The organism is Glycomyces amatae (assembly GCF_020991375.1).
GTDB classification, from domain to species: Bacteria; Actinomycetota; Actinomycetes; order Mycobacteriales; family Micromonosporaceae; genus Glycomyces; species Glycomyces amatae.
Map to the genome: position 1 here is coordinate 37,098 of NZ_JAJLQZ010000018.1, position 18,475 is coordinate 55,572.

At 65.2% G+C, this 18,475-nt stretch carries 22 protein-coding genes; 11 read left to right on the plus strand and 11 right to left on the minus strand.

The features are described 5' to 3' along the window. Positions 1–31: 31 nt before the first annotated feature. Together LO763_RS30065 and LO763_RS22010 are read right to left on the minus strand one after the other, a co-directional pair. Complete coding sequence (locus LO763_RS30065) at positions 32–229, minus strand: DUF397 domain-containing protein (protein ID WP_369432055.1); 198 nt, start codon at positions 227–229, stop codon at positions 32–34. Then, a complete protein-coding gene (locus tag LO763_RS22010) occupies positions 226–1,071 on the minus strand; it encodes a helix-turn-helix domain-containing protein (protein ID WP_230788949.1) in 846 nt (281 codons plus the stop codon). The genes LO763_RS30065 and LO763_RS22010 overlap by 4 nt, the downstream gene beginning before the upstream one ends. Positions 1,072–1,732: 661 nt before the next feature. Here LO763_RS22010 and LO763_RS22015 point away from each other — a divergent pair. The 4 genes from LO763_RS22015 to LO763_RS22030 all read left to right on the plus strand — a co-directional run bounded on the left by LO763_RS22015 (position 1,733) and on the right by LO763_RS22030 (position 3,877). Further along, positions 1,733–2,014, plus strand: a complete 282-nt coding sequence (locus LO763_RS22015) for a hypothetical protein (RefSeq protein WP_230788951.1) — start codon at positions 1,733–1,735, stop codon at positions 2,012–2,014. A gap of 253 nt (positions 2,015–2,267) precedes the next feature. Further along, positions 2,268–2,636: a hypothetical protein gene (locus LO763_RS22020; RefSeq protein WP_230788953.1), complete on the plus strand. Its 369-nt coding sequence runs from the start codon at positions 2,268–2,270 to the stop codon at positions 2,634–2,636. Further along, positions 2,633–2,827, plus strand: a complete 195-nt coding sequence (locus tag LO763_RS22025) for a hypothetical protein (protein ID WP_230788955.1) — start codon at positions 2,633–2,635, stop codon at positions 2,825–2,827. The genes LO763_RS22020 and LO763_RS22025 overlap by 4 nt, the downstream gene beginning before the upstream one ends. A gap of 216 nt (positions 2,828–3,043) precedes the next feature. Further along, on the plus strand, positions 3,044–3,877 hold the full coding sequence (locus LO763_RS22030) for a Scr1 family TA system antitoxin-like transcriptional regulator (protein ID WP_230788958.1): 834 nt from the start codon (positions 3,044–3,046) through the stop codon (positions 3,875–3,877). Positions 3,878–3,889: 12 nt separating this feature from the next. Here the strand turns inward: LO763_RS22030 and LO763_RS22035 are convergent, their stop codons facing one another. Beyond that, positions 3,890–4,279, minus strand: coding sequence for a hypothetical protein (locus LO763_RS22035; protein WP_230788961.1), 390 nt, complete (start codon positions 4,277–4,279; stop codon positions 3,890–3,892). Positions 4,280–4,978: 699 nt separating this feature from the next. Here LO763_RS22035 and LO763_RS22040 point away from each other — a divergent pair. Further along, the gene (locus LO763_RS22040; protein WP_230788964.1) at positions 4,979–5,677 is read left to right on the plus strand and encodes a hypothetical protein; all 699 of its coding nucleotides are present in this window, start codon (positions 4,979–4,981) and stop codon (positions 5,675–5,677) included. 232 nt (positions 5,678–5,909) lie between these two features. Here LO763_RS22040 and LO763_RS22045 read toward each other — a convergent pair whose 3' ends face one another. Then, positions 5,910–6,932, minus strand: coding sequence for a DUF4238 domain-containing protein (locus tag LO763_RS22045; protein WP_230788966.1), 1,023 nt, complete (start codon positions 6,930–6,932; stop codon positions 5,910–5,912). 113 nt (positions 6,933–7,045) lie between these two features. On the opposite strand from LO763_RS22045, the gene ligA reads away from it, so the two are divergent. Beyond that, positions 7,046–9,139 carry an NAD-dependent DNA ligase LigA gene (ligA, locus tag LO763_RS22050; protein WP_230788969.1) on the plus strand — a complete coding sequence of 698 codons (2,094 nt, stop codon included), beginning with the start codon at positions 7,046–7,048 and terminating at the stop codon, positions 9,137–9,139. Positions 9,140–9,218: 79 nt separating this feature from the next. Here ligA and LO763_RS22055 read toward each other — a convergent pair whose 3' ends face one another. From LO763_RS22055 to LO763_RS22065, 3 genes are all read right to left on the minus strand, one after another. Further along, complete coding sequence (locus LO763_RS22055; protein ID WP_230788972.1) at positions 9,219–9,812, minus strand: hypothetical protein; 594 nt, start codon at positions 9,810–9,812, stop codon at positions 9,219–9,221. A gap of 124 nt (positions 9,813–9,936) precedes the next feature. After that, the gene (locus LO763_RS22060) at positions 9,937–10,149 is read right to left on the minus strand and encodes a hypothetical protein (protein ID WP_230788975.1); all 213 of its coding nucleotides are present in this window, start codon (positions 10,147–10,149) and stop codon (positions 9,937–9,939) included. Positions 10,150–10,225: 76 nt separating this feature from the next. After that, a complete protein-coding gene (locus tag LO763_RS22065) occupies positions 10,226–10,774 on the minus strand; it encodes an HAD domain-containing protein (protein WP_230788978.1) in 549 nt (182 codons plus the stop codon). Between the two features lie 308 nt (positions 10,775–11,082). Between LO763_RS22065 and LO763_RS22070 the strand changes: the two genes are divergently transcribed. The 3 genes from LO763_RS22070 to LO763_RS22080 all read left to right on the plus strand — a co-directional run bounded on the left by LO763_RS22070 (position 11,083) and on the right by LO763_RS22080 (position 14,852). Continuing rightward, positions 11,083–11,856, plus strand: coding sequence for a hypothetical protein (locus LO763_RS22070; RefSeq protein ID WP_230788981.1), 774 nt, complete (start codon positions 11,083–11,085; stop codon positions 11,854–11,856). A gap of 158 nt (positions 11,857–12,014) precedes the next feature. Further along, positions 12,015–13,298 carry a hypothetical protein gene (locus LO763_RS22075; protein ID WP_230788984.1) on the plus strand — a complete coding sequence of 428 codons (1,284 nt, stop codon included), beginning with the start codon at positions 12,015–12,017 and terminating at the stop codon, positions 13,296–13,298. A 267-nt stretch (positions 13,299–13,565) separates the two neighbouring features. Next, positions 13,566–14,852, plus strand: a complete 1,287-nt coding sequence (locus tag LO763_RS22080; RefSeq protein WP_230788987.1) for an Asp23/Gls24 family envelope stress response protein — start codon at positions 13,566–13,568, stop codon at positions 14,850–14,852. A gap of 216 nt (positions 14,853–15,068) precedes the next feature. Here LO763_RS22080 and LO763_RS22085 read toward each other — a convergent pair whose 3' ends face one another. From LO763_RS22085 to LO763_RS22095, 3 genes are all read right to left on the minus strand, one after another. After that, positions 15,069–15,308 carry a hypothetical protein gene (locus tag LO763_RS22085; RefSeq protein ID WP_230788990.1) on the minus strand — a complete coding sequence of 80 codons (240 nt, stop codon included), beginning with the start codon at positions 15,306–15,308 and terminating at the stop codon, positions 15,069–15,071. Then, positions 15,305–15,502, minus strand: a complete 198-nt coding sequence (locus tag LO763_RS22090; protein ID WP_230788992.1) for a hypothetical protein — start codon at positions 15,500–15,502, stop codon at positions 15,305–15,307. The genes LO763_RS22085 and LO763_RS22090 overlap by 4 nt, the downstream gene beginning before the upstream one ends. A gap of 143 nt (positions 15,503–15,645) precedes the next feature. Then, positions 15,646–15,966: a hypothetical protein gene (locus LO763_RS22095; protein ID WP_230788995.1), complete on the minus strand. Its 321-nt coding sequence runs from the start codon at positions 15,964–15,966 to the stop codon at positions 15,646–15,648. A gap of 187 nt (positions 15,967–16,153) precedes the next feature. Between LO763_RS22095 and LO763_RS22100 the strand changes: the two genes are divergently transcribed. Then, positions 16,154–17,350, plus strand: a complete 1,197-nt coding sequence (locus tag LO763_RS22100; RefSeq protein ID WP_230788997.1) for a helix-turn-helix domain-containing protein — start codon at positions 16,154–16,156, stop codon at positions 17,348–17,350. A gap of 13 nt (positions 17,351–17,363) precedes the next feature. Then, on the plus strand, positions 17,364–17,846 hold the full coding sequence (locus tag LO763_RS22105) for a hypothetical protein (RefSeq protein WP_230789001.1): 483 nt from the start codon (positions 17,364–17,366) through the stop codon (positions 17,844–17,846). Between the two features lie 303 nt (positions 17,847–18,149). Here LO763_RS22105 and LO763_RS30070 read toward each other — a convergent pair whose 3' ends face one another. Then, a complete protein-coding gene (locus tag LO763_RS30070) occupies positions 18,150–18,467 on the minus strand; it encodes an NUDIX hydrolase (RefSeq protein ID WP_369432058.1) in 318 nt (105 codons plus the stop codon). Between the last annotated feature and the right edge of the window lie 8 nt (positions 18,468–18,475).

An 18,475-nucleotide genomic window follows, 5' to 3' on the forward strand; every position in this document is an offset into this window, starting at 1 on the left:
AGCGAAGCGGTTCATCTCCCACCAAACACATCTAGCGTGAGACTGACCTGGTCAGGGAGGCCAAGTCGCTCCAGGAAACCTGGAGGACGGGGCTTCCCTGGCCCAGTTTGGTGTCGCGAACCCGCGCGTCGGTCGACGTCTTGCCGATCTCGACACACTCGCCTTGCTCTCCGCTGCGCGACGATTTCCGCCAGATGACCTGGTCAGACGATGTTGCGTGATCTTTCACGAGTACTGTTCCTTCCGAATTTTCCTGAGCAGATCGATTGACGGCTGCTTGTCCAGCGCGCTCATTATGACTTGCTTGAAGACATCGTCATAGTCGTGCACGGTGGCTGGATCATCGTAGAAGAACGATTTGCGGACCTGCTCGACGTACACCACGCCGTACTGCGGCGCGATGTTGAACCGCAGCAGCAGGAAGCTGTTGTTGACTGCGACGTGTGCTCCGATCGCGTTCGGAATGACTTGCAACGTTACGTGATCGGTTTGAGCGACCTCAGTGAGGTAGTCCAGCTGGTCGGCCATAACCTGCTTACTGCCGACAACCTTGCTGAACACGCTCTCGTGGGTGACGGCCCAGAGCTTCATCGGAGGCTCGCGTTTGAACACGTCCTTGCGACTCATGCGGCCTTCGACCATCTCGTCGAGCGAAGACTCATGGTGGCCGACCTTGAAGATCGCTCGCGCGTACGCAGGCGTTTGCAGGAGTCCGCTGACCACGTTGAGATTGAGATCGAACACTTGGGTGGCGTCGCGCTCCAGGGTAAAGAGCGGCTGTAGCCATTCCGGTGCGTCGGGGGAGATCGGCCCGTGTGAGTGCTTTCGCGACCCGCGTGCGATTTCGACCAGGTTCTCCAGCGCTTCGCCCGTGACATCGAGCTTGGAGAAGATAAGCCTGGCGTTGGCGGCGCTCATGGAGGAGTAGCAGGTCTCGTACCTCGAGATCGTCCCCAGATTGAAGTCGCAGGTGCGATCGAGGTCCTTCTGGCTGATGCCTTTGGCTTCTCGGTGTCGGATCAGCTCGGCGGCAGCGATGCGCCGCAGCACCGTTGGTGAGGTCATCGTCATCCCCTGAGTGTGAACCACGAGCAGCGCTCCTGGCAGTGCGCCCCTGGTCATCCAATAGTAGGAAGTTTCAGAGTGCGGCGTCGTAAAATCAGACGTCGCATGTTACGATGATGCCATGACAATCCTCACCTGAGGAGTTGTCGCCCACACCTGAGGGAGGTGGACCATGCACGCGGCATCGTTGCGTATTGACCTGTCCGCCTGCCTGGGAGTGGCGCTGGCTGACGTGTCACCGCTGGCAGCTGACGCTGCCCGGCGGCACACGTTCCGGCCTGTGCTCGCATCGGCGCCTGAGGGGTGCGCCGATACGACCACAGGCCGCACCCCGGTGCGGCGGTCACGACCATTGACGCCACCGGGCCCGGCTGGGGCGGGTTCTCTGTTGCCCGCCCCAGCCGTTCCACACCGACGTCGACCCAGCACACCCGCTCGGCACGGCCTCGCCGGCTACGCCGTACCCGCAGCGGGAACCCCGCCAGTGCACAACGGCGTTGTGCCGTTGCGACTCGCAGACTGGCGGACCAGGACGGCACCCGAGCATTCGCCGTCCTGACTTGCGGCGCGGCTTCGGTGGGGAGCCGCGCCGCACCACGACATCAACGCCAACGCGCCACTCAACACCGCAGGCGCGACGCTGACCGTGACACACCCGGAGGTGGGAATGGGCGTGGCAGAAGCAATACCGGACCTGCGCTGCGACGTGGTCTACCTGGACGGCGAACTCGTTCGCATGGAAGCCGAACCCTGGTGCGGGCAAGTGCTCCTGTACGTCGGCGACGGCCACACGTGGCATCGCATTGGTGTCGTCATCGCCGCCGACACGCCTGAGGCAACCGCGCATGTCGTTCCCGACGCTGACGCGTGGGCGGCCCGCGGCCGCAACCGGGCCCGTCTGACCACCTCTAGCCGCGACTACTTGCGATCACTGCGGGCCCGGCCGTGACACCCGTCAGCGCCACGAAGCGCCCCGATTTGGCACTGCCGCCTAGGCGCTGTCTCGGGTCGTTCACGTGCACTGACCTGACCGTCACCACCCACCAGCACCTGCCGGGAGCCGTGACCGTTCACCTGACCCCGGCCGGTACGCAACGCCAATTTCAAGTTCGCGTCCTTCATGGCGCCGCCACCGTGTTCGACCCCGCATGGTCGCTCGCGGACCTCGTGTTCGCGTGCGCCCTCCCGATCGGAGCCTCATCGTGACTCTGTACACCAGCACTGACGCGCTCCTGGAGCGCACGCCGCCCCCGAGCGCACCAGTGAACTATCCCGAGCCCGTCATCGTTGTCGTCCCCTTCGAAACGGACTTGCTCGGCGCGTTCGACTACGGCACGCACCGGTACTTCGTGTACCGCAGCGGTGAACGTGGCGTGTGGGTCACCATGCAGGCCTGGCGGAGCGCGAACGAACGCCAACCGGTGGGTGCGATACGCCATCTTGTCACTGGCGAACAACACGCCGCATTCCACCCGGTGACCGTCGGCGCCGAAGTCGTGTTCGACCCCGATGCGCCGACCGCGGCGGTAGTGGCAGAGGTCGCGGCAGCGATCTGGAGCGTGCACCGGTGACCAGTATCGACAGCGTCCACTATGAGGACGGCCCCTACTGCGGCCGGTGTGCGAACGCGTGGCCGTGCCAGGGCTACAACACCGACTACCAGCAGGCGATGCATGAACGGAACGCCGCCCAGGACCAGCAGTGGGCCCCGGCGCGCACGGCCATAACAAACGCCGTGAACCGTGGCCACGCGGTGTCGTAAAGCCCATCGCGTCGTCGTCGGCGCCTCCACCGCGACCACGACGCACACCCCGCGGTGCCCCGCAGCCGCACTTTCGCACCCTTTTCACGGTGCCCGTCGAACCTGTTCGCACACGCGACTACCGCAGTCGAACTGCACCCCCGGAGCGCCCTGCACGTGACGAAACCACATACCACCCGCCGGCCACTGTCGAAAATTCACGAGACCATCGCACAAGTGCTGTACGCCGAGCGGGCACGACCGCGACCCGGATGGCCCTCCGGGATCACCGTCGCCGCCGTCACCCGCCGCCGCGCCGCTGGCGCCTCCAGCATCGACCGGTTGGAAGCAGGCACGCACGCGAGAGTGAGCCCGGCGATGACGACGTCGCTCATGTTCAACGTGTACGAGTCCCCACCCGATCTCATCAAACGGGTCACCGAACTTGCTGAAGCGACCATGGAACCGGACTGGTGGACGCACTACCGGCCCGCCGAAGCGTGCTGGCTCTGGCGTCACCACGTCGAACAGGCCGCGCACGTGACCGTGCACGACAGCCTCATCATCCCCGACCTCGTGCAATGCCACGCATACGCGGCCGCGCTCAGCAACGTCGGCACAACCCGCATGACCGGCCCCGTGCCCGGCAGCGACCCGCTCGCTGACCGGGCCGCTTCACCGCAGCGGCTCACGTGCCTTATTGGTGAAGCGGCCCTACGGCTCGACATCGGTGCGGCCGCGGCCGCCGCACAATGGCGCCACCTGGTCGCCCTTGACGCGCTCGACAACACGGACGTGTATGTGGTGTCGTTCGCGACCGGACCGTACCCACTCCTCGGCCTTGAATACGGCATGCTCGAATTCGCTGACGGCACCGACCCGCTCATGATGCTCGCCGGTGTTAGCTCGGCGTATCTTGACCCGGCAGGCGACCGTGCACGGGCCTTGCGCCGCAGCCTGCATGACAGTCTGGCCCGGTCGGTGTCTGTCAGCGCCTTCGCCGCCGCCAGTATCGGCCCGGACTGGACCGCGGCACTACCGGGCCTCACCGGAGGCAGTGACAATCGCTAAATCGTGGACGCGTTACGGCACCGACTGGACCGCGGCCGCTTGATAACCCGGGATTGACGGCGCCCGGACCGTGAGAATGACCGTGGCCTCGGGCGCATGCCACGTGTGGTCGACGCCTTCCCACACCACGTACGCCCCCGGCCGGTCCAAGATAACCCTGTGGGTGTCGCCGCCGTGTGCGAAGTCGAGCACGAACCGGCCCGAGATGAGAATCATCGTCGTCAACCGCTGGTCGCTACGCACCCATTCGGTGCGCCGGTCGCCCGCCGGATGCTGCCCCCACTTCACCTCGAACGCGTCGCTGTGACGCACGCTGCCTGCGGGTTTGAAATGACCGATCAACCAACCGTGGTCGAGCGGCCCGTCCGTGCCCGCGTCACCGGTGTATACGAGACCGTCCATCGCACGGATCCTACGGGACCCCACGAACCCTCACTCGCAACCGGGCATGGGCGCCCACAGTGGGCTCCCACCGTGGCCCGTCCCCGCAACGACGCCTTACCGGGACGGCCCGCAACGACTGCTGGTGCCCGGTCCCGGTCCGCCCCTACGGTGAAACCTCCGGCCCGACACCCCCCGGTTCGCTACACAGTAGCCTCTCGAAGGGAACACGGAACCGCACCCACGGGAGCGGTTCGCCGCGTTGAGCGAAGCCGTTGGATTCGCGAGCTTCGCTGGCGGTGTCGACAGCCTCCTTACGCAGTTTAGTTTGGCCTCTCGACTGCGCGACTGGGGCATCGCCCGCGCTGACCTGTCCCGGATGGTCACCGCAGTGACCGGCAATGTAGAGAATGACCCTGTGAGAGCCGCCAACGCGGCACACCTCCTCGCGATCTACGAAGACGCCCACTAGCGGAATGCTTGCCATAGACGCGACGACGTTCCACTGGTGCCCGGCCCGCGGAGACTGACGCTCAGTGATGTCTCCCTACCCGCTGTCGAAACGCTCATAATGACTGATGATGCGCAGCGTGTCTATCGTCGGTTCGAAGGAGTTCGCCGCTGCGGTCAGCCGCAACCGCCAATGAAACTCGCCCGAGACTCAGGGCCGCGATGTTCCGCTGTCCCCTTACACGCTCATGTCAGTGCCACAATGCGGAGATGCCTAATCGGACCTGGCTGTGGCTCATGTTGAGCGGCGCCGTCATCACCGTCGCCGCAGCCGCTGTCGTGGTCGTCGGCGCGTTCAGCAAGACACCCTGGGGCGACCTGTCGATCAACCTCGCGACGATGATCGTAGGCGCCCTGCTTGCCGCGTCCCTCGCTGCGGTCAAACGCTACGCCGACCGCCTACCGAAACAGCGCAGCACCAGCGGCACTGCCAGCGGCACGTCACAGGTCGCGGCAGCGGCCCATGGCGACCTGACGCCGCTCGCGCCAGCGCGCATTGCCGGAACTGGCGAGCACGGATTTCCCGACACGGTCACCTTCAACTGCAACCACGACAAGGCCGCATACTGGGGGCTCGTGTTCCTTTCTCTGTTTTGCGTGGTCGGCACCGTGGCCCAGCTCTTCAACCCTGAACTGCGCACCGCCGGGACTGAAACCGGTCAGCCGCTCAGCGACTGGGTGTACCTCGGCTACGCCAACGCCGCGGTCCTGTTCGCGTACCTGTTCGTTCCGATCGCTGTCCTCGGCCTGTCAATGTGGCAGTACCGTGTTCGCCTTGACGTGGAGGGTTCACTGTCAACCGTCGGCGACGTAAAGCCAGTGTTCCTTGGGCATCGGTCGATCGCCTCCACATTGTTGAAGGATGGCTGGTCGCGACCGTTCCCGCGGGACACGGGAACGCTGCGGTAGTACACCGGCTCAATGGGTTCGTTCACCGAGGCGGCCGTCAGGACCGTGTGCGTAACCGCATGGGGTTGGATGACGTTGCACTGGTCTCCATGTATGACCCGGACCGGCCCAAAGAGAAACGTGAACGGCTAGTGATGCTCATGGAGCGGTACTGGGGTAACAGTCAAGCATCGCGTGACACCGTGGACCCGCAGGATCCAAGCGGACCAGACGCAGGCCTTGCGCCCGCGACCTAACTGCCGAACCCTGGTTGCAGGGCCTGATCAGTCGACGTTGGAAGCCCCGAGGGACGACCTTGCGCTCGTGCCGTCTCCTCGATCATGCCATTGATCTGTCGGAGCGACGTGTTCAGTTCCCGCTGGCGCACCGTTGGCATCGCAAATGCCGCGAATGGGTCGGTCTCTGGGTGATAGTAGATCGCACGTCTCGCTGTGTGCAGCGTGTATTGATTGAGCTTCTGGGCCATGTACTGATTCCCTGGCCCTCGACGGTCGGGCTTGGTGCCGCCGACGTTGCCGACGCACAGAGCCGTTCGCGTACTGAGGGGCACGTACAGCTCTTCAGCAGTGCCGATTCCGACGCCTCGATGACCTGCCCGTGCTGCCGCGTCCGGAACAAGGGCAACGGGCGTGTCTGAGGTTCCCAATGCGTCCCAGGAAAAATCGATCAGGAGCCATGGTCGACGGTCGAACACGAGCTGCACTGCCGATTCCAACATGTCGGCCATCGCCGCGAGGTGGAGGTGATGGTCGATCGGGCGAGTGTCAGCGGTTGCGAGCATGCGGGCCCGTGCAGCCTCGACCTCGTCATCGGGCGTGTCCTCCAGCATGCCCAGGTCTTTGCGGAGCTGGTCAGTCGTGGCAATGCCGACTTCGAGTTTGGAAAGCGTCCGGTGTATCTCCTCGACCGAACGGCGGTTGTTTTCTCCCCGCAGGAATTGCAGTCCGATCCATGCTGACACTGCCAGCCGGTCTTCTGGCGTTGGCGGCCAGGATCCATCGCGCAGGATCGCGGTGAATGCCTTCCCTGCTTCAGTTTCGAGTTCACCCAAGTGCGCTTCGAGCGTGTCTTGATCGACGCCAGGCAGATGCAAGGTGTAGAAGTCTTTTCGCACGGTCGCGTCGTTCACTGATTGCAGGTGCGCTTTCCCGTCGAGCGGGTGACGCATGAGCTGTTGGCGAGGGTTAGTGAACCGGCGCAGGTAGAACTTGGAGACCACGTGGTGGCGGCGCGCCGGTTTCTGCTGTTCAGGCATGGCTTACCCTACCGGCCGGGACCGACACCCGGCGCGCCAATATGGTCGCAGATCACGTGTTCGCACTGGTCAACGCATCATTTATTGTCGGACCCAGGTGACAACATAGATGTATGACGACGACTCCCACACCATCCACTGCCGCTCTAGTCGATGAAGCCGCATATCTGGAAGCGGTCGTGCAAGCGCGCGCCGCCGCGGACGCCTACTACGGATTGGGCGAATCCACCCTGGATGACGAGACCTATGACCGGCTGCTGCGCGGCATCACCGCATGGGAGGTCGAGCATCCCAACCAGGTCGCGGCGGACTCCCCGTCACGGCAGGTCGGCGGCGGCATCACCACCGGCGAAGTCGAACACGCCCAGCGGATGCTCAGCCTGGGCAACGTGTTCACCGACGAAGAGCTGACCGCCTGGGCCGCGTCGCTCCAGCGGCGCCTCGGCGGCCGCGCCGTGACCGCATGGGCGGTGGAACCCAAACTTGACGGCGTCGCGCTCGCCGCCCGGTACGAGGACGGCACACTCGTTCAGCTCGTGACTCGCGGCGACGGCACTACCGGTGAGGACGTGTCCCACGCGATCGGGCACATCACCGGTCTGCCGAAGGCGCTCACCGAACCGGTCACCATCGAGGTTCGCGGCGAGGTCCTGATGACTGAGGCCCAGTTCGCTGCCGCGAACGAGGCCCGCACCGCACATGGCGGCGCGGTGTTCGCCAACCGCCGCAACGCCTCCTCAGGGTCGCTGCGCGCCAAGGACCGCGCCTACCAGGTGAAGCAGACGTTCCTCGCCTACGACGCTCTCACCGCTGCCGAGCACACCAGCGACCCCGGACTGGCCGACCTCACCCACACCCAACTCATCGACCACCTCGCCGCGCTCGGCCTCGGCACCACTGCCGGCACCCCGGTGGCCACGCTCGCGTGCGCCACCCTCGACGAGGTTCTGGCGCGCATTCACCACATCGGTGAACTCCGGGCCAACCTGGACTTCGAACTTGACGGCGCCGTCATCAAGGCCGACAACCGGGCCGACCAACGTGAAGCGGGAGTGGGCTCGCGCACCCCACATTGGGCGACGGCGTTCAAGTTCCCCGCCGCCCAGAAAATCACGGTCCTGCGCGACGTGGACTGGAACGTGGGCCGGACCGGTGTCATCGCCCCGCGCGCGATCCTGGAGCCCGTCTCGGTCGGCGGCACCACCATCACGTACGCGACCTTGCACAACCCGGCCGACGTCACCCGCCGCGACCTGAAGATCGGTGACCACGTGACCGTGCACCGGGCGGGCGAGGTCATCCCCCGCGTCGAAGGCGCCGTCACTACCTTGCGCACCGGTGAGGAGCAGCCCATTGTCTTCCCTGAGTTCTGCCCACGCTGCGGCGGCGACATCGACCGAAGCCAGGAGCGGTGGCGGTGCGCCCGCGGCCGCGCCTGCGGACAGGTCGAATCGATCCGGTACGCGGTCGCCCGCGACGCCCTCGACATTGACGGCCTCGGTGAGAAAATCGTGGTTCAACTCGTTGAACGCGACCTGATCGAGGACTTCGCCGACCTCTTCACGCTCACCCGCGACCAGCTCCTGACCCTGGACCGCATGGGGGAGAAGAGTGCCGACAACCTCATGTCTGCCATCGCCGCCGCCAGGAACAAGCCCCTGAACCGAGTCTTTTGCGCTCTCGGCATTCTCGGCACTGGACGCTCCATGTCCCTTCGGATTGCCACCTACTTCGGATCGGTGCAGGCGATTCAGGACGCCGACGCCGCGGCCCTAGAGCAGGTCGACGGCATCGGTGGTGAGAAGGCACCCGTGATCGTCGCTGAACTCGTCGAGCTCGCACCGGTGATCGCGAAACTCCGGGCCGCAGGGGTGAACCTGAACCAGCCCGGTTGGGTCCCGCCCGCTCCCGCTGATGCCGAACCGGGTCAAGAGGCCGGTGAAGCGGACGATGACCTGCCGTTGGATGGGATGGCCGTTGTCGTCACCGGCGCGATGACCGGGCCGCTGGCGGCGTACTCCCGCACCGAAATGAACGAGCTGATTGCCCGCGCCGGAGGGAAAGCCTCCTCTGGTGTGTCCGCGAAAACGAACTTGGTCGTTGCGGGAGCGAAAGCCGGCAGCAAACTCGCCAAAGCAGAAAGCTTCGGGGTGGAGGTCATCACGCCGGACGCGTTCGCGCAACGAATCAACGGGTACCTCGCCTGATCCCTCCGGTGCAGCGTGATGGTGGGTCCGCAGGGGGCACCTGCGGGCCCAACACCCGTCGCCGTATCCGGAGGGGCCGTCAGCGTATTGCGGTGCCAGTCTCGATATCAGCGCGATCCTGCTTCGGCAGCACGCCCCCGACCGGTGCAGGCACATTGAACGTGCCCGACTCCACGCATGCCGTGTGGTACACGTCCATGAGGACCACGCCAAGGGACCGGAACCGGATGAACACTTCGCCGTCCGCTGTCGCCGTGACGGTGCGGTACTTGCCCGTTCCGGACACGTCATCGTCAATGTCGTACCCCAGCGCCACCCACCGGGCTTTCACTGCTTCGAGCAGGTCCACGCGAACGGCAGGGTCGTCCCAGTACGCTTCAGCGAACTCGTAATCCAGTTTCGCTGTCGCAGTGCCCGGGAACGCCTCCAAGTCATGTTTCCCGCCCGTGCACGTACTGGTGGTGATCATGCGGGAATGGAACCCAGGGAAGTGCTCGAGCGGTGCGATCGCTTCAGTAACGAGGCCTTCCATGACCGGATACAGGGCAGCGAGGTCGGTGTACTGCTCGCTCATGGTCGGCGGTCCGGTGTCCATGTCGTTGAGCATGCAACCGCTGGTGGCGTTCAAGGCCGCAGCGAGCACGACGGCGAGCAGGACGCGAGGGGCGGGCATGCCATGACCTTAGCGGGGCACGCGGTCGTGGTGTGTTCGCGGCGCCGATGACGGATGCGGGCGGTGGACACGGCAGCGGCCCGGTCACGGTGGTGCCGGGCCGCTGCCGTGCACGCGCGGCGGTTTACGCACCAGCGGCCGGAAACGCCGCTGCCAGCGCTGCCTGCACGGCCCGGACATGCGCAGGTCCACCGGGGCCGTCAAAGGGCGGGAGGACGGCCAGGCCGACGCCGTCCACATGCAGGAACTGGAGGCGTGCCTGGTCGTTGAACGTTACGTACCCGGACGGTTCGGTGTCGGTGCCGAAGTTCGCGAGGTGTGTGATCACTAGTTCCATGGGCGGCCTCCAACATCAGCGAAACAGCAGGGCTGGGTAGGTGGCCGGGACGCACCATGCGTCCCGGCCCGGTCGTTCACTGGTGTGCCTTGACGAACGCAGCGATACGGATCATGTGCTCCTGCGACAGGCCGTGCTCAGTATCAGGCCGGATTGCGCAATACCGCGGACTGTCAACGTTCACCGCCACATGATCGTCGGTGTGGATGACCGGACGGCCCGAATCGATGGCCGCTTGGAGGGCGGCGAGCTTGAGCAGCATCGCCGGTTCGCCGTTGCAGTACCAGTTCCACGCCTCCACCGTGCGCGGGCGCGCCGGGTCGACGTGGTAGCCGGGAAGGTCGAACGCTTCCAGCATCCGGTCGATGCGGCCGCACCACGTCGTCGACCACACAACGTCGATCGCGCCTTCGTACACGAGTTCGCGCACCCAGTCGATCAGACTCGGCGCGAACGTCACGCGCAGGCGGTCGATCGTGCGGGTGCGCGGCAGTTCAGGCCAGTCGGGGGTGCCGTCAGGCCGGAGGACACCGTCAATGTCGAGCAGCCAGATCGGGCGGGTGCCTGAGCCGAGCGCGTCGTAGAACTCGGGGGCGAGGTCAGCTGCGAAAAGGGGCATGGTCATGGCATCTCCGTTCGTTTTACCTTGTCCTGCAACAAGAATACTGAATAAAACGAACGTTTCAGCAGGTAGATGCAGCCTTGTTGTGCGTTGTTGCGGTCTTGTTGTGCTGTGTGGGCGTGTGCCGGACCTGCATCGGCAATGCCGTGACACATGCACATTCTGAATGAGGCGCTTGACGGTCACGTGTAGGGACTGCTCTCGCGAGGGAGAACATCGTCATATTCGTGCACTACTTGACGACCTGGTTGGCATGAATCCAGTGCACAACTTGCAGACTGGCGTGACCGCTAGCCCTTAAACTCTGGGATATGTGGAATTTCTTCGGCGAACTTATGCCCCCCGAAGTGTGGACGTGGGTGGGCGCTCTCGTGCTACTTCCGGTCACCTCCTGGCTTTCCTACCGGTTTGGCCGCCGCTCCCACACTGCTCAAACGCAGCGGAACGTCCTAGAAGAGTTGCAAGAGATGTTGCTCAAAATACGAGATCTGAGCAGTCAACCACGTGGGGACGATGACGGTGAAGGTCTTGGCGGTTGGCTCAATGAACGACGACAAATGGTCCGCCGAGTTGAGCTCTTGCGCAACCGAGTTTCCAAGAAAAAGCTACGAGCGCGTTTGGGAGACCTTGACTTGCTTTTGCGAGACGACGCACTTGCTCACTACGGAACCATTGAACGTGCGCTTGGCTTCTCAGAGCGACAGGTGCGTCAGGTCCTGACTCGGGAGGCGATCAGAGCAGTCGAAGCATGCCTGCGTGGAGATCCCCTCCCTTCGAGGTCATCTGAAGCCAAGGAAATGGCAGATGTCGAGCAAGCGTATTGCGAGTACCTCATAAAGGTGATACGACCGATAGGCGGGATGCTGACCCGGTTGGCTCAGGAGATCAGCGACCGCGAACTTGCACCGCTTGAACGGTATCGCAGGAGCTTTGACCGACACCTGGCCGAGATGCAGGAGCGCACGCACGAGACACTTCGCTTCGAAGACCTCGAAGAGGAGGGGACCTGGATTCTCGGGAACGCTGACAAAGTACCCCAAGCGCACCCACGAGCAACAAAGCAAAATGCCGCATCAGCGGATTGACCGTATCGGCGAGTGCCGTAGTCGTTCACGTTTCGATTCGGCCACAGTCTGCTGGCGGAAGTGGCGACAGTGTTAGATTCTCAGCAATGTCCGAAAAGCGCAGCAGGCGCTGCCTATTCGGGGTTCAATCTGATTTTCGGTCGTGTTAAGAAGAACCCATGCAGCCTCAAGACGCTATCTGGCGCGGTATTCTTCTCGCCCTCGAATCCGCTGGTATCACCCTTATCGCACTCGTTCTCGCCGCACTCATCTGGTTCAGCCGCTTCATTTTCGACGACCTCGTCCTGGTGCCGCTGCTGAAGCGACAGCCCCCGCATGGACTGATTCGCGGTTTCCTCGACTGGGCTGAGAAGCGGTGGCGCCTCTGGCGCACCGGCGCCGTGGGGGACGCGATGGCGCTGCGTCGTCGCGTCGGCGGCGCCTGCTTCGCTGTTGTCGTCTGGTGCTTCAGCCTGCTGATGCTGTACCGGCTGACCGCTGAACGAACTGCCGCCGTAGTGCCTGAGACCGAATATGCGGCGTACCTGCCGATTCTTGTGGGGCTGGTCATCGTTGTGGTCGCCGGGCCGTTGGAACTCAAGCGTGGTCTGCGCACCCTTCCGTATCCGCTTTCGGAGCGACATCCGACGACGAGCTACCTTGCGGCCGAGCCGGGGTTCAAGCTTCCCTTGTTGGAGCGCTACACCATGGCCTCGCTGATCAACCTCCTGCGGCTCTCACGGATCTTGGTCATTGCCTTCCTCGTCCTGTGCTTGCCAGAGGCCAGCTCACTCGCAAACCTCGCCGACTTTGTCGACAATGACGCTTATGCTGTTGCGGCCGCCGTCTATGTGAGTGTTGCCCTCGTGCTGGCGTACGCCACGATCAAGCTGCTGCACACGATGCTGCTGCGCGTGGTGATTTTCGAACAGATTGACGTGCTGCTCGCAGCACACCACCCCGAGGCACTACCGAACCCGCCGAAACGACCAGTGAAGAAACCCCAGATCGGACCACCACTCAAGCGGATCCAACGCGGAATTGACCGGCTCGCCTACCGGCTGGCTCACGGGTATGGATGGATTGCCAGTGTGCTCGAAGCCGTCGCAGACCGCATCGACGTGTACCGCCACTCCCGGCCCGGAAGCAACGATCGGCAGCTGGATGCGAATGCCATCGACTTGCTTGAGCGTGCCGGGGCGATCCTTGCCTCGCACCATGACACCAAAGCCATCATGGCGTTCGCGACTCCGATCGGCGTGGTGGACCCCCATGAAAGCGTCGTCCGCGTCGACCGGGTACCCACGCGGCCCACGAGGTTCGCGAGGGCAGTTGCCAGCATTGAGCACGGCTGGAAACGCGTCGCGCTGCTCATGGCGATTGCGGCCACTGCATGGGCACTCGTGGCGGCGGTGACTGGAGACGGCACTTGGGCTGACTTCATGAATCGCTGGACGCTGTGAACGAGCGCCGTCAGGGCAGGAGGACGACACCTGACTCGGCTGGCCTGGAGGCATGATGCCCCGCCGGACCATTACTCAACGATGGAAGTGGCATCAGCCTCACCCGAACGGCTGATTCCGCACCCGGTCACGGCCACCTTGCCCTGATCTGTACACCAGCATGTTCCCGCTGGCAACAGTCCAACTTATACCGTCAGCAGAAGCACCCGCCCGCGTGCCACTCACCCCATGCCCGACCTTGCCACCAGGCCCTCCCTGGAGGAACACATGTCCACCCCCGCAGCCCCCGCCCGGCCCGTCTACCAGCGCCCACCTGCCCGCATCCTCATCCTCATCGGCGCCGTCTACGTCCTGGCCGGCATCGTCTACACGATGGCGTCCGTCCCGAACCTCTTCACCGCGCTCGCCCGCATCGACATCGGACCCCACGCCCTCGCTGTCAGTCTCGCGTTTGTCCGCGACATCGCCCAAGACTGGGCGCGGGCCTTCACCGTTGCGTCCTTCAGCAATGCCGGCCGCACCTGCCTCCAACTCGCACTGTTCGCACTGCCTACGTTGTGGCTCGCCGCGCTGGTCCGGTCCGCGCGCGCCCGCACTTGGCGGCCCGCGCAGATCACCGTGCTCGCCAGTCTCGTCGGGCTCATCGGCATTCCCATCGCGACCTGGATCGGATGGCTGCTGTACCAGGCCTGGCGCATCAGCGTGCACGTCTGGGACTTCATCGTGTGGATCATGCCCTGGGTCGCGCGCGTATTTTTCTGGATCGGTGCCGCCCTCGTTGTTGGTTTCGCTATCTGGGGTTGTTACCAGCTGGCCATGGCACTCACGCACAACCGCCAATGGGTCCGCGTGCTCGTAGTCGCCCTGGCTGTCGCGGCCGTGGCTGGCGCCGCGGTCGCTGGCTGGCTCGACGGCATCATCAATGCGATCGCTATCGCCTGGGCAGGCTTGGTAGCCGGTATCGAATGGCTCGTCGCCTTGGTCGCGCCCGTGCTCGCCGCCGTTTTCGGGTTCATAGGCCGCGCCATTGTCGTGATCTTGACCGTTCTGCTTATCGTCGGTGCCCTCACCGCCTCGTTCGGGCAAATGGGCCGCACCGTGTGCCTGCCGTTCCCTGCTGCCGTCAAAGCCGGTGCTGCCCACGGCAAATGTGCGGACTTTGCCGCCGGTGCGGGCGTTGCAGGCTCCCTGCTGCTGACTGCGACCGTGCTCGAGCCGACGTTCAACGCGTGGTTCACCGCCACTTGGGAGACCACACCCGTGTTTGAGTATCTGCTTGCGCCCACGGGGATCTACGGGTTCCTCATCCCAGGCTCTGCTGAAGCGTTCCTACGCCCCGCTTTCAACGGGTTCGCGCCGATGCTCGACGTCGCGCTCTTGCTGCTGTTGACCGTAATCGGTGCCTGGAGTCTGCTGTTCGCCGCAGCACCATGGAAACGAGGCGTGCCCTCACGTTTGGCGTTGCCGGTGATGATCGCCGCTGGCATCGCCATCGGTACCGCCATGTTCGTTCTGCTGCTCATGCTCGCCGCCGCGGCGATGTCACGAGAGTAAGCGGAGCGGCACCCCGGGCCGCACACCTGCCATGGCGCATGTGTCGGACCCGGTTGACCGTGGTGGCCCGGCGGGGGCCTGGTGGGCAGGACCGCCGGGCCTTCACCCGCGCACATACCGAATACGGGCGCTTCTGCCTGCGGTATTGGCAGAAGTTCAAAGGGGGTGGGCCGCCGCCGTCGAGGCTCGGGTGGCGGCGGCCCACCAGGAGGAACGTCAAGTGCCGCGGTGCGGTGCGGCGGGCACGGTCAGGAGACGATGCAGGGCCTGCTCGAACCGGTCGCGCTCAAGATGCGCCCAGGACGTCACGAGCAGCCCGCCCCGTCGGCGTTCGGCAACGGGAATGGCAGGCGAAGGGTCGATACGGCGGCAGTACAGGACCGTCCCCCACGGGGTCGGTATGGACTCGACCTCGACCACCCAGTTGTCGAACGCGAACGTGCCCAGGACTGTCACGGCGACTGCTTGCCCGGTTTGGCTTGGTCTGCGGCCAGGACCGCAGCGGCCCACGTTTCGGCGACGCCCGTCCACGGTTCGTGATGCTTCCGGTGCCACCGTTCCCACGCGAAACCGGTCACGTGCCCCTCGGCGTGCGTGAGCGCCGCGGCAACGTCGGTGCCGCGGTCACAGCGGCGGTGCCGGCGGGTCACGGCTGCTCCTGGTGTACTCGGATGCAGTGTCAAGCGGACGGTGCGGGAGGCCCCCGGGTGGCATTCGACGAGGCATGCTTCGAACGGGCCTGCTGCGGCCGCCCGCAGTGCGTCGCTGCTGCTGGTGAAGTCGCCGACGCTGTTCATCGCGGTCGGTTCCGGTAGGCAGTTGCCGCCTTGGTTTCCTGCGTCTTCAAGAACGCTTCCGGCTGATCAAGTGCATCGGTCCACGACATGGTGAACGACGTGTTCGCGTTGCTGATCGTTGCCGCGCACACACATCCGCCGCGGGCAATGGCGAGCAAGCGGCCGTCGTCACGTTCCGGGTCATAGTTGTTCGGGTCGACGTACAACTCGAAGTTGATGCCGCCGTCGTCCCATTCGTGAATGGACCACATCCGGTCCGGAATCTGCGTCAGGTCTTGCCCTGTCGCAGGGTCGCCTTCTACGCTGGTGTGAGCCACTGGAGGCTTCCTCTCTCGTGGTCGGGGCCGCCAGGTTGTGCAACCAGCCAGGCGGCCCATAGTGCATGCCGTGCACGTCAACGGAGCCGTTGGCGTTGGCGTGCAGCGGTCCTTGTAGTGTGAGCGCCTGGAAAGGCCGAACGCCACAGGCGAAGCGATTCCGTTCGATTCCGTGCAGGGAGGTCCGGTGGTCGTCGACGAGCACGCTTTGACGGTCGGCCGTGCCGTTCGAGCATTGCGTGAACAGGCAGGACGGTTCTCGCGTATCGAGTTCGCGCGGGCGTGCCACACGTCCGAGTCCCACGTGAAGAACATCGAGAACGGCCACAAGCGGCCCTCGCCGCAACTCCTTGCCGCGATCGAAACCGAACTGGGCACCAACGGCCTGCTCGCGGAGCTTGCTGCGGCAGCCGGCAGTGCGGTACGGCGCCGCTCGGTCCTGCGCAGCCTCGCGCTCATGGGCGTGTTCCTGCCCGGTACTGAAGCGAGCGGCCCAGACGTGGACGGCGACCAGAGTGCCGCTGTCGCGGCCGTGACCGCGTCCCTGCGGGTCTTGGACAACCAGCACGGCGGCGGACACGCCCACCACCCCATCGTCGCCTACTTCACCAACGTCGCACATCCAGCGGTCCGCCATGCCGCAACCGAGACGGCACGGACTGCTGCGGCCGCTGCCGCCGCGGAACTGGCGCTCCTTGCCGGATGGTCGGCGTTCGACGCCGGGCATCACGCGAGCGCCCGCACCTACTTCGACGAAGCCACCTCGCTTGCCGCAGCCGCCGCCATGCCGCTCCTCGCGTGCGAAGCGGTCATTGCCGCTTCGAACCAGGCTGCGATCGGCGGTGACGCGACCGGGGCGGCCCGGCACGCCGAAGCGGCCATCGCGGCAGCGACCGGCACTGGTGACCGCGCGCTCGCCGGTGAAGCCCGCATGGCGCTCGCCCACGCCCACGCGCTCGCCGGCGACACCCGCGCGGCGGCCGCAGCGATGAACGCCGCCGCCCGCGACATGGACCGCGCCGATGCCCCCGGTGCGCCCGCGTGGATCGGACACGTGGGCCCCGCATGGTTTGACGGCCGGATCGCCCAATGCCTGCACCTCGCCGGCGACCGCGCGAACGCTGCCGCAGCCGCCGCACGCACCGCCGAACGCACGAAAGCGCCCTCGCGCGGCACCGCACTGAACTTGGCACACACGGCCCTGGTCATGTTCGCTGCCGACCGCCCCGACGAGGGGGCCCGCTACGCTGGCGACGCGTGGACCGCGGGCCGCAGCGTGCAGTCGGCGCGACTGGACGACTACTGGTGGCGAATCGGCCGGGCCGCCGACCGGTTCGCCGGCATCGACGCGGTCGCGGCCCTGCGTGAGACTATGCACCATTGAGGAGGACCCCCACGTGCGCATCGGCATTACGGGCCACATGAACTTGACACCGGCCACGATCGACCTCGTCAAGGACGCTTTCGCGGCAGCGCTCGCCCATACCGACAATGCGACACTCGTCGGTGTGTCCTGCCTGGCCGAAGGTGCCGACGCCGTGTTCGCCCAAGCAGTCCTGGATGCTGGGGGACGACTTGAAGTGCTCTTGCCAGCCCCGGACTACCGGGACACGCGCGTCTCACCTGCGCATCTGGACGTGTTCGATGCGCTCGCAGCGGCTGCCGTCGAGGTCCAGTACGTTGCCGCAGCCTCGTCAATGGGAGCATATGAGCAAGCGAACGATCGCATGCTTGAGTCGGTGGAGGTCCTGTGGGCGGTGTGGGACGGGCAGTCGTCACCGTCATGGAAACGCGGCGGCACGGCCGACGCCGTCGCTGCCGCTAAGGCCCGCGGTGTCCCTGTTATTCGCTTCTGGCCACCTGGCGCGTCACGCACGTAAGGCGGCGACATCAACGTTGCGCAACCGCAGACGGCTCTGCAACGCCGCCATGCTGATCCTGACACCACTCGTGTCTGCACGAACGCTGAAGGCACCCGCAGTAGTCGTCCACCGCACCGTGGACATCGAGGGAGCCGGTTGCTGATTCGACCGCGCTGACGTGTGCTGGGGGCCGCTCGCCCCTCCGTTCATACCGCTTCCGGCATGACGACGTCGCACACGATGGCCCGCCGTCCGGTTATCGCCGATCCAAAATGACCGCCTGCACACCGACGCTGACGCGACGATCGGGCGCCGCCGCGATCACGTCGGGCACCTCGTCAAGCGGCACCCATGGCCGCGCCGACGCCTGCCGCGCGTTCGCTGACCTGTTCGGCTCCATACGAGACGAACAAGGCATTGAAGGCGCCTGCGGTCGCCACCCACGATCGAAACGACACCAGCGGCGTCGACGCCGTCCGACGCCACCCCCGTCCCTTCCACGCATTCGCGTGCCGCGCACACCGCCAGATCGTTACCAGGCTCAGTGGACCCGCCGGGTAGCTCCCACACCCACCAGGCGATCACGAACCGGTGCTGAGGCATCATCAGCGCTGCATCGTCGACTACCAGGAACGTCATCGCCGCTT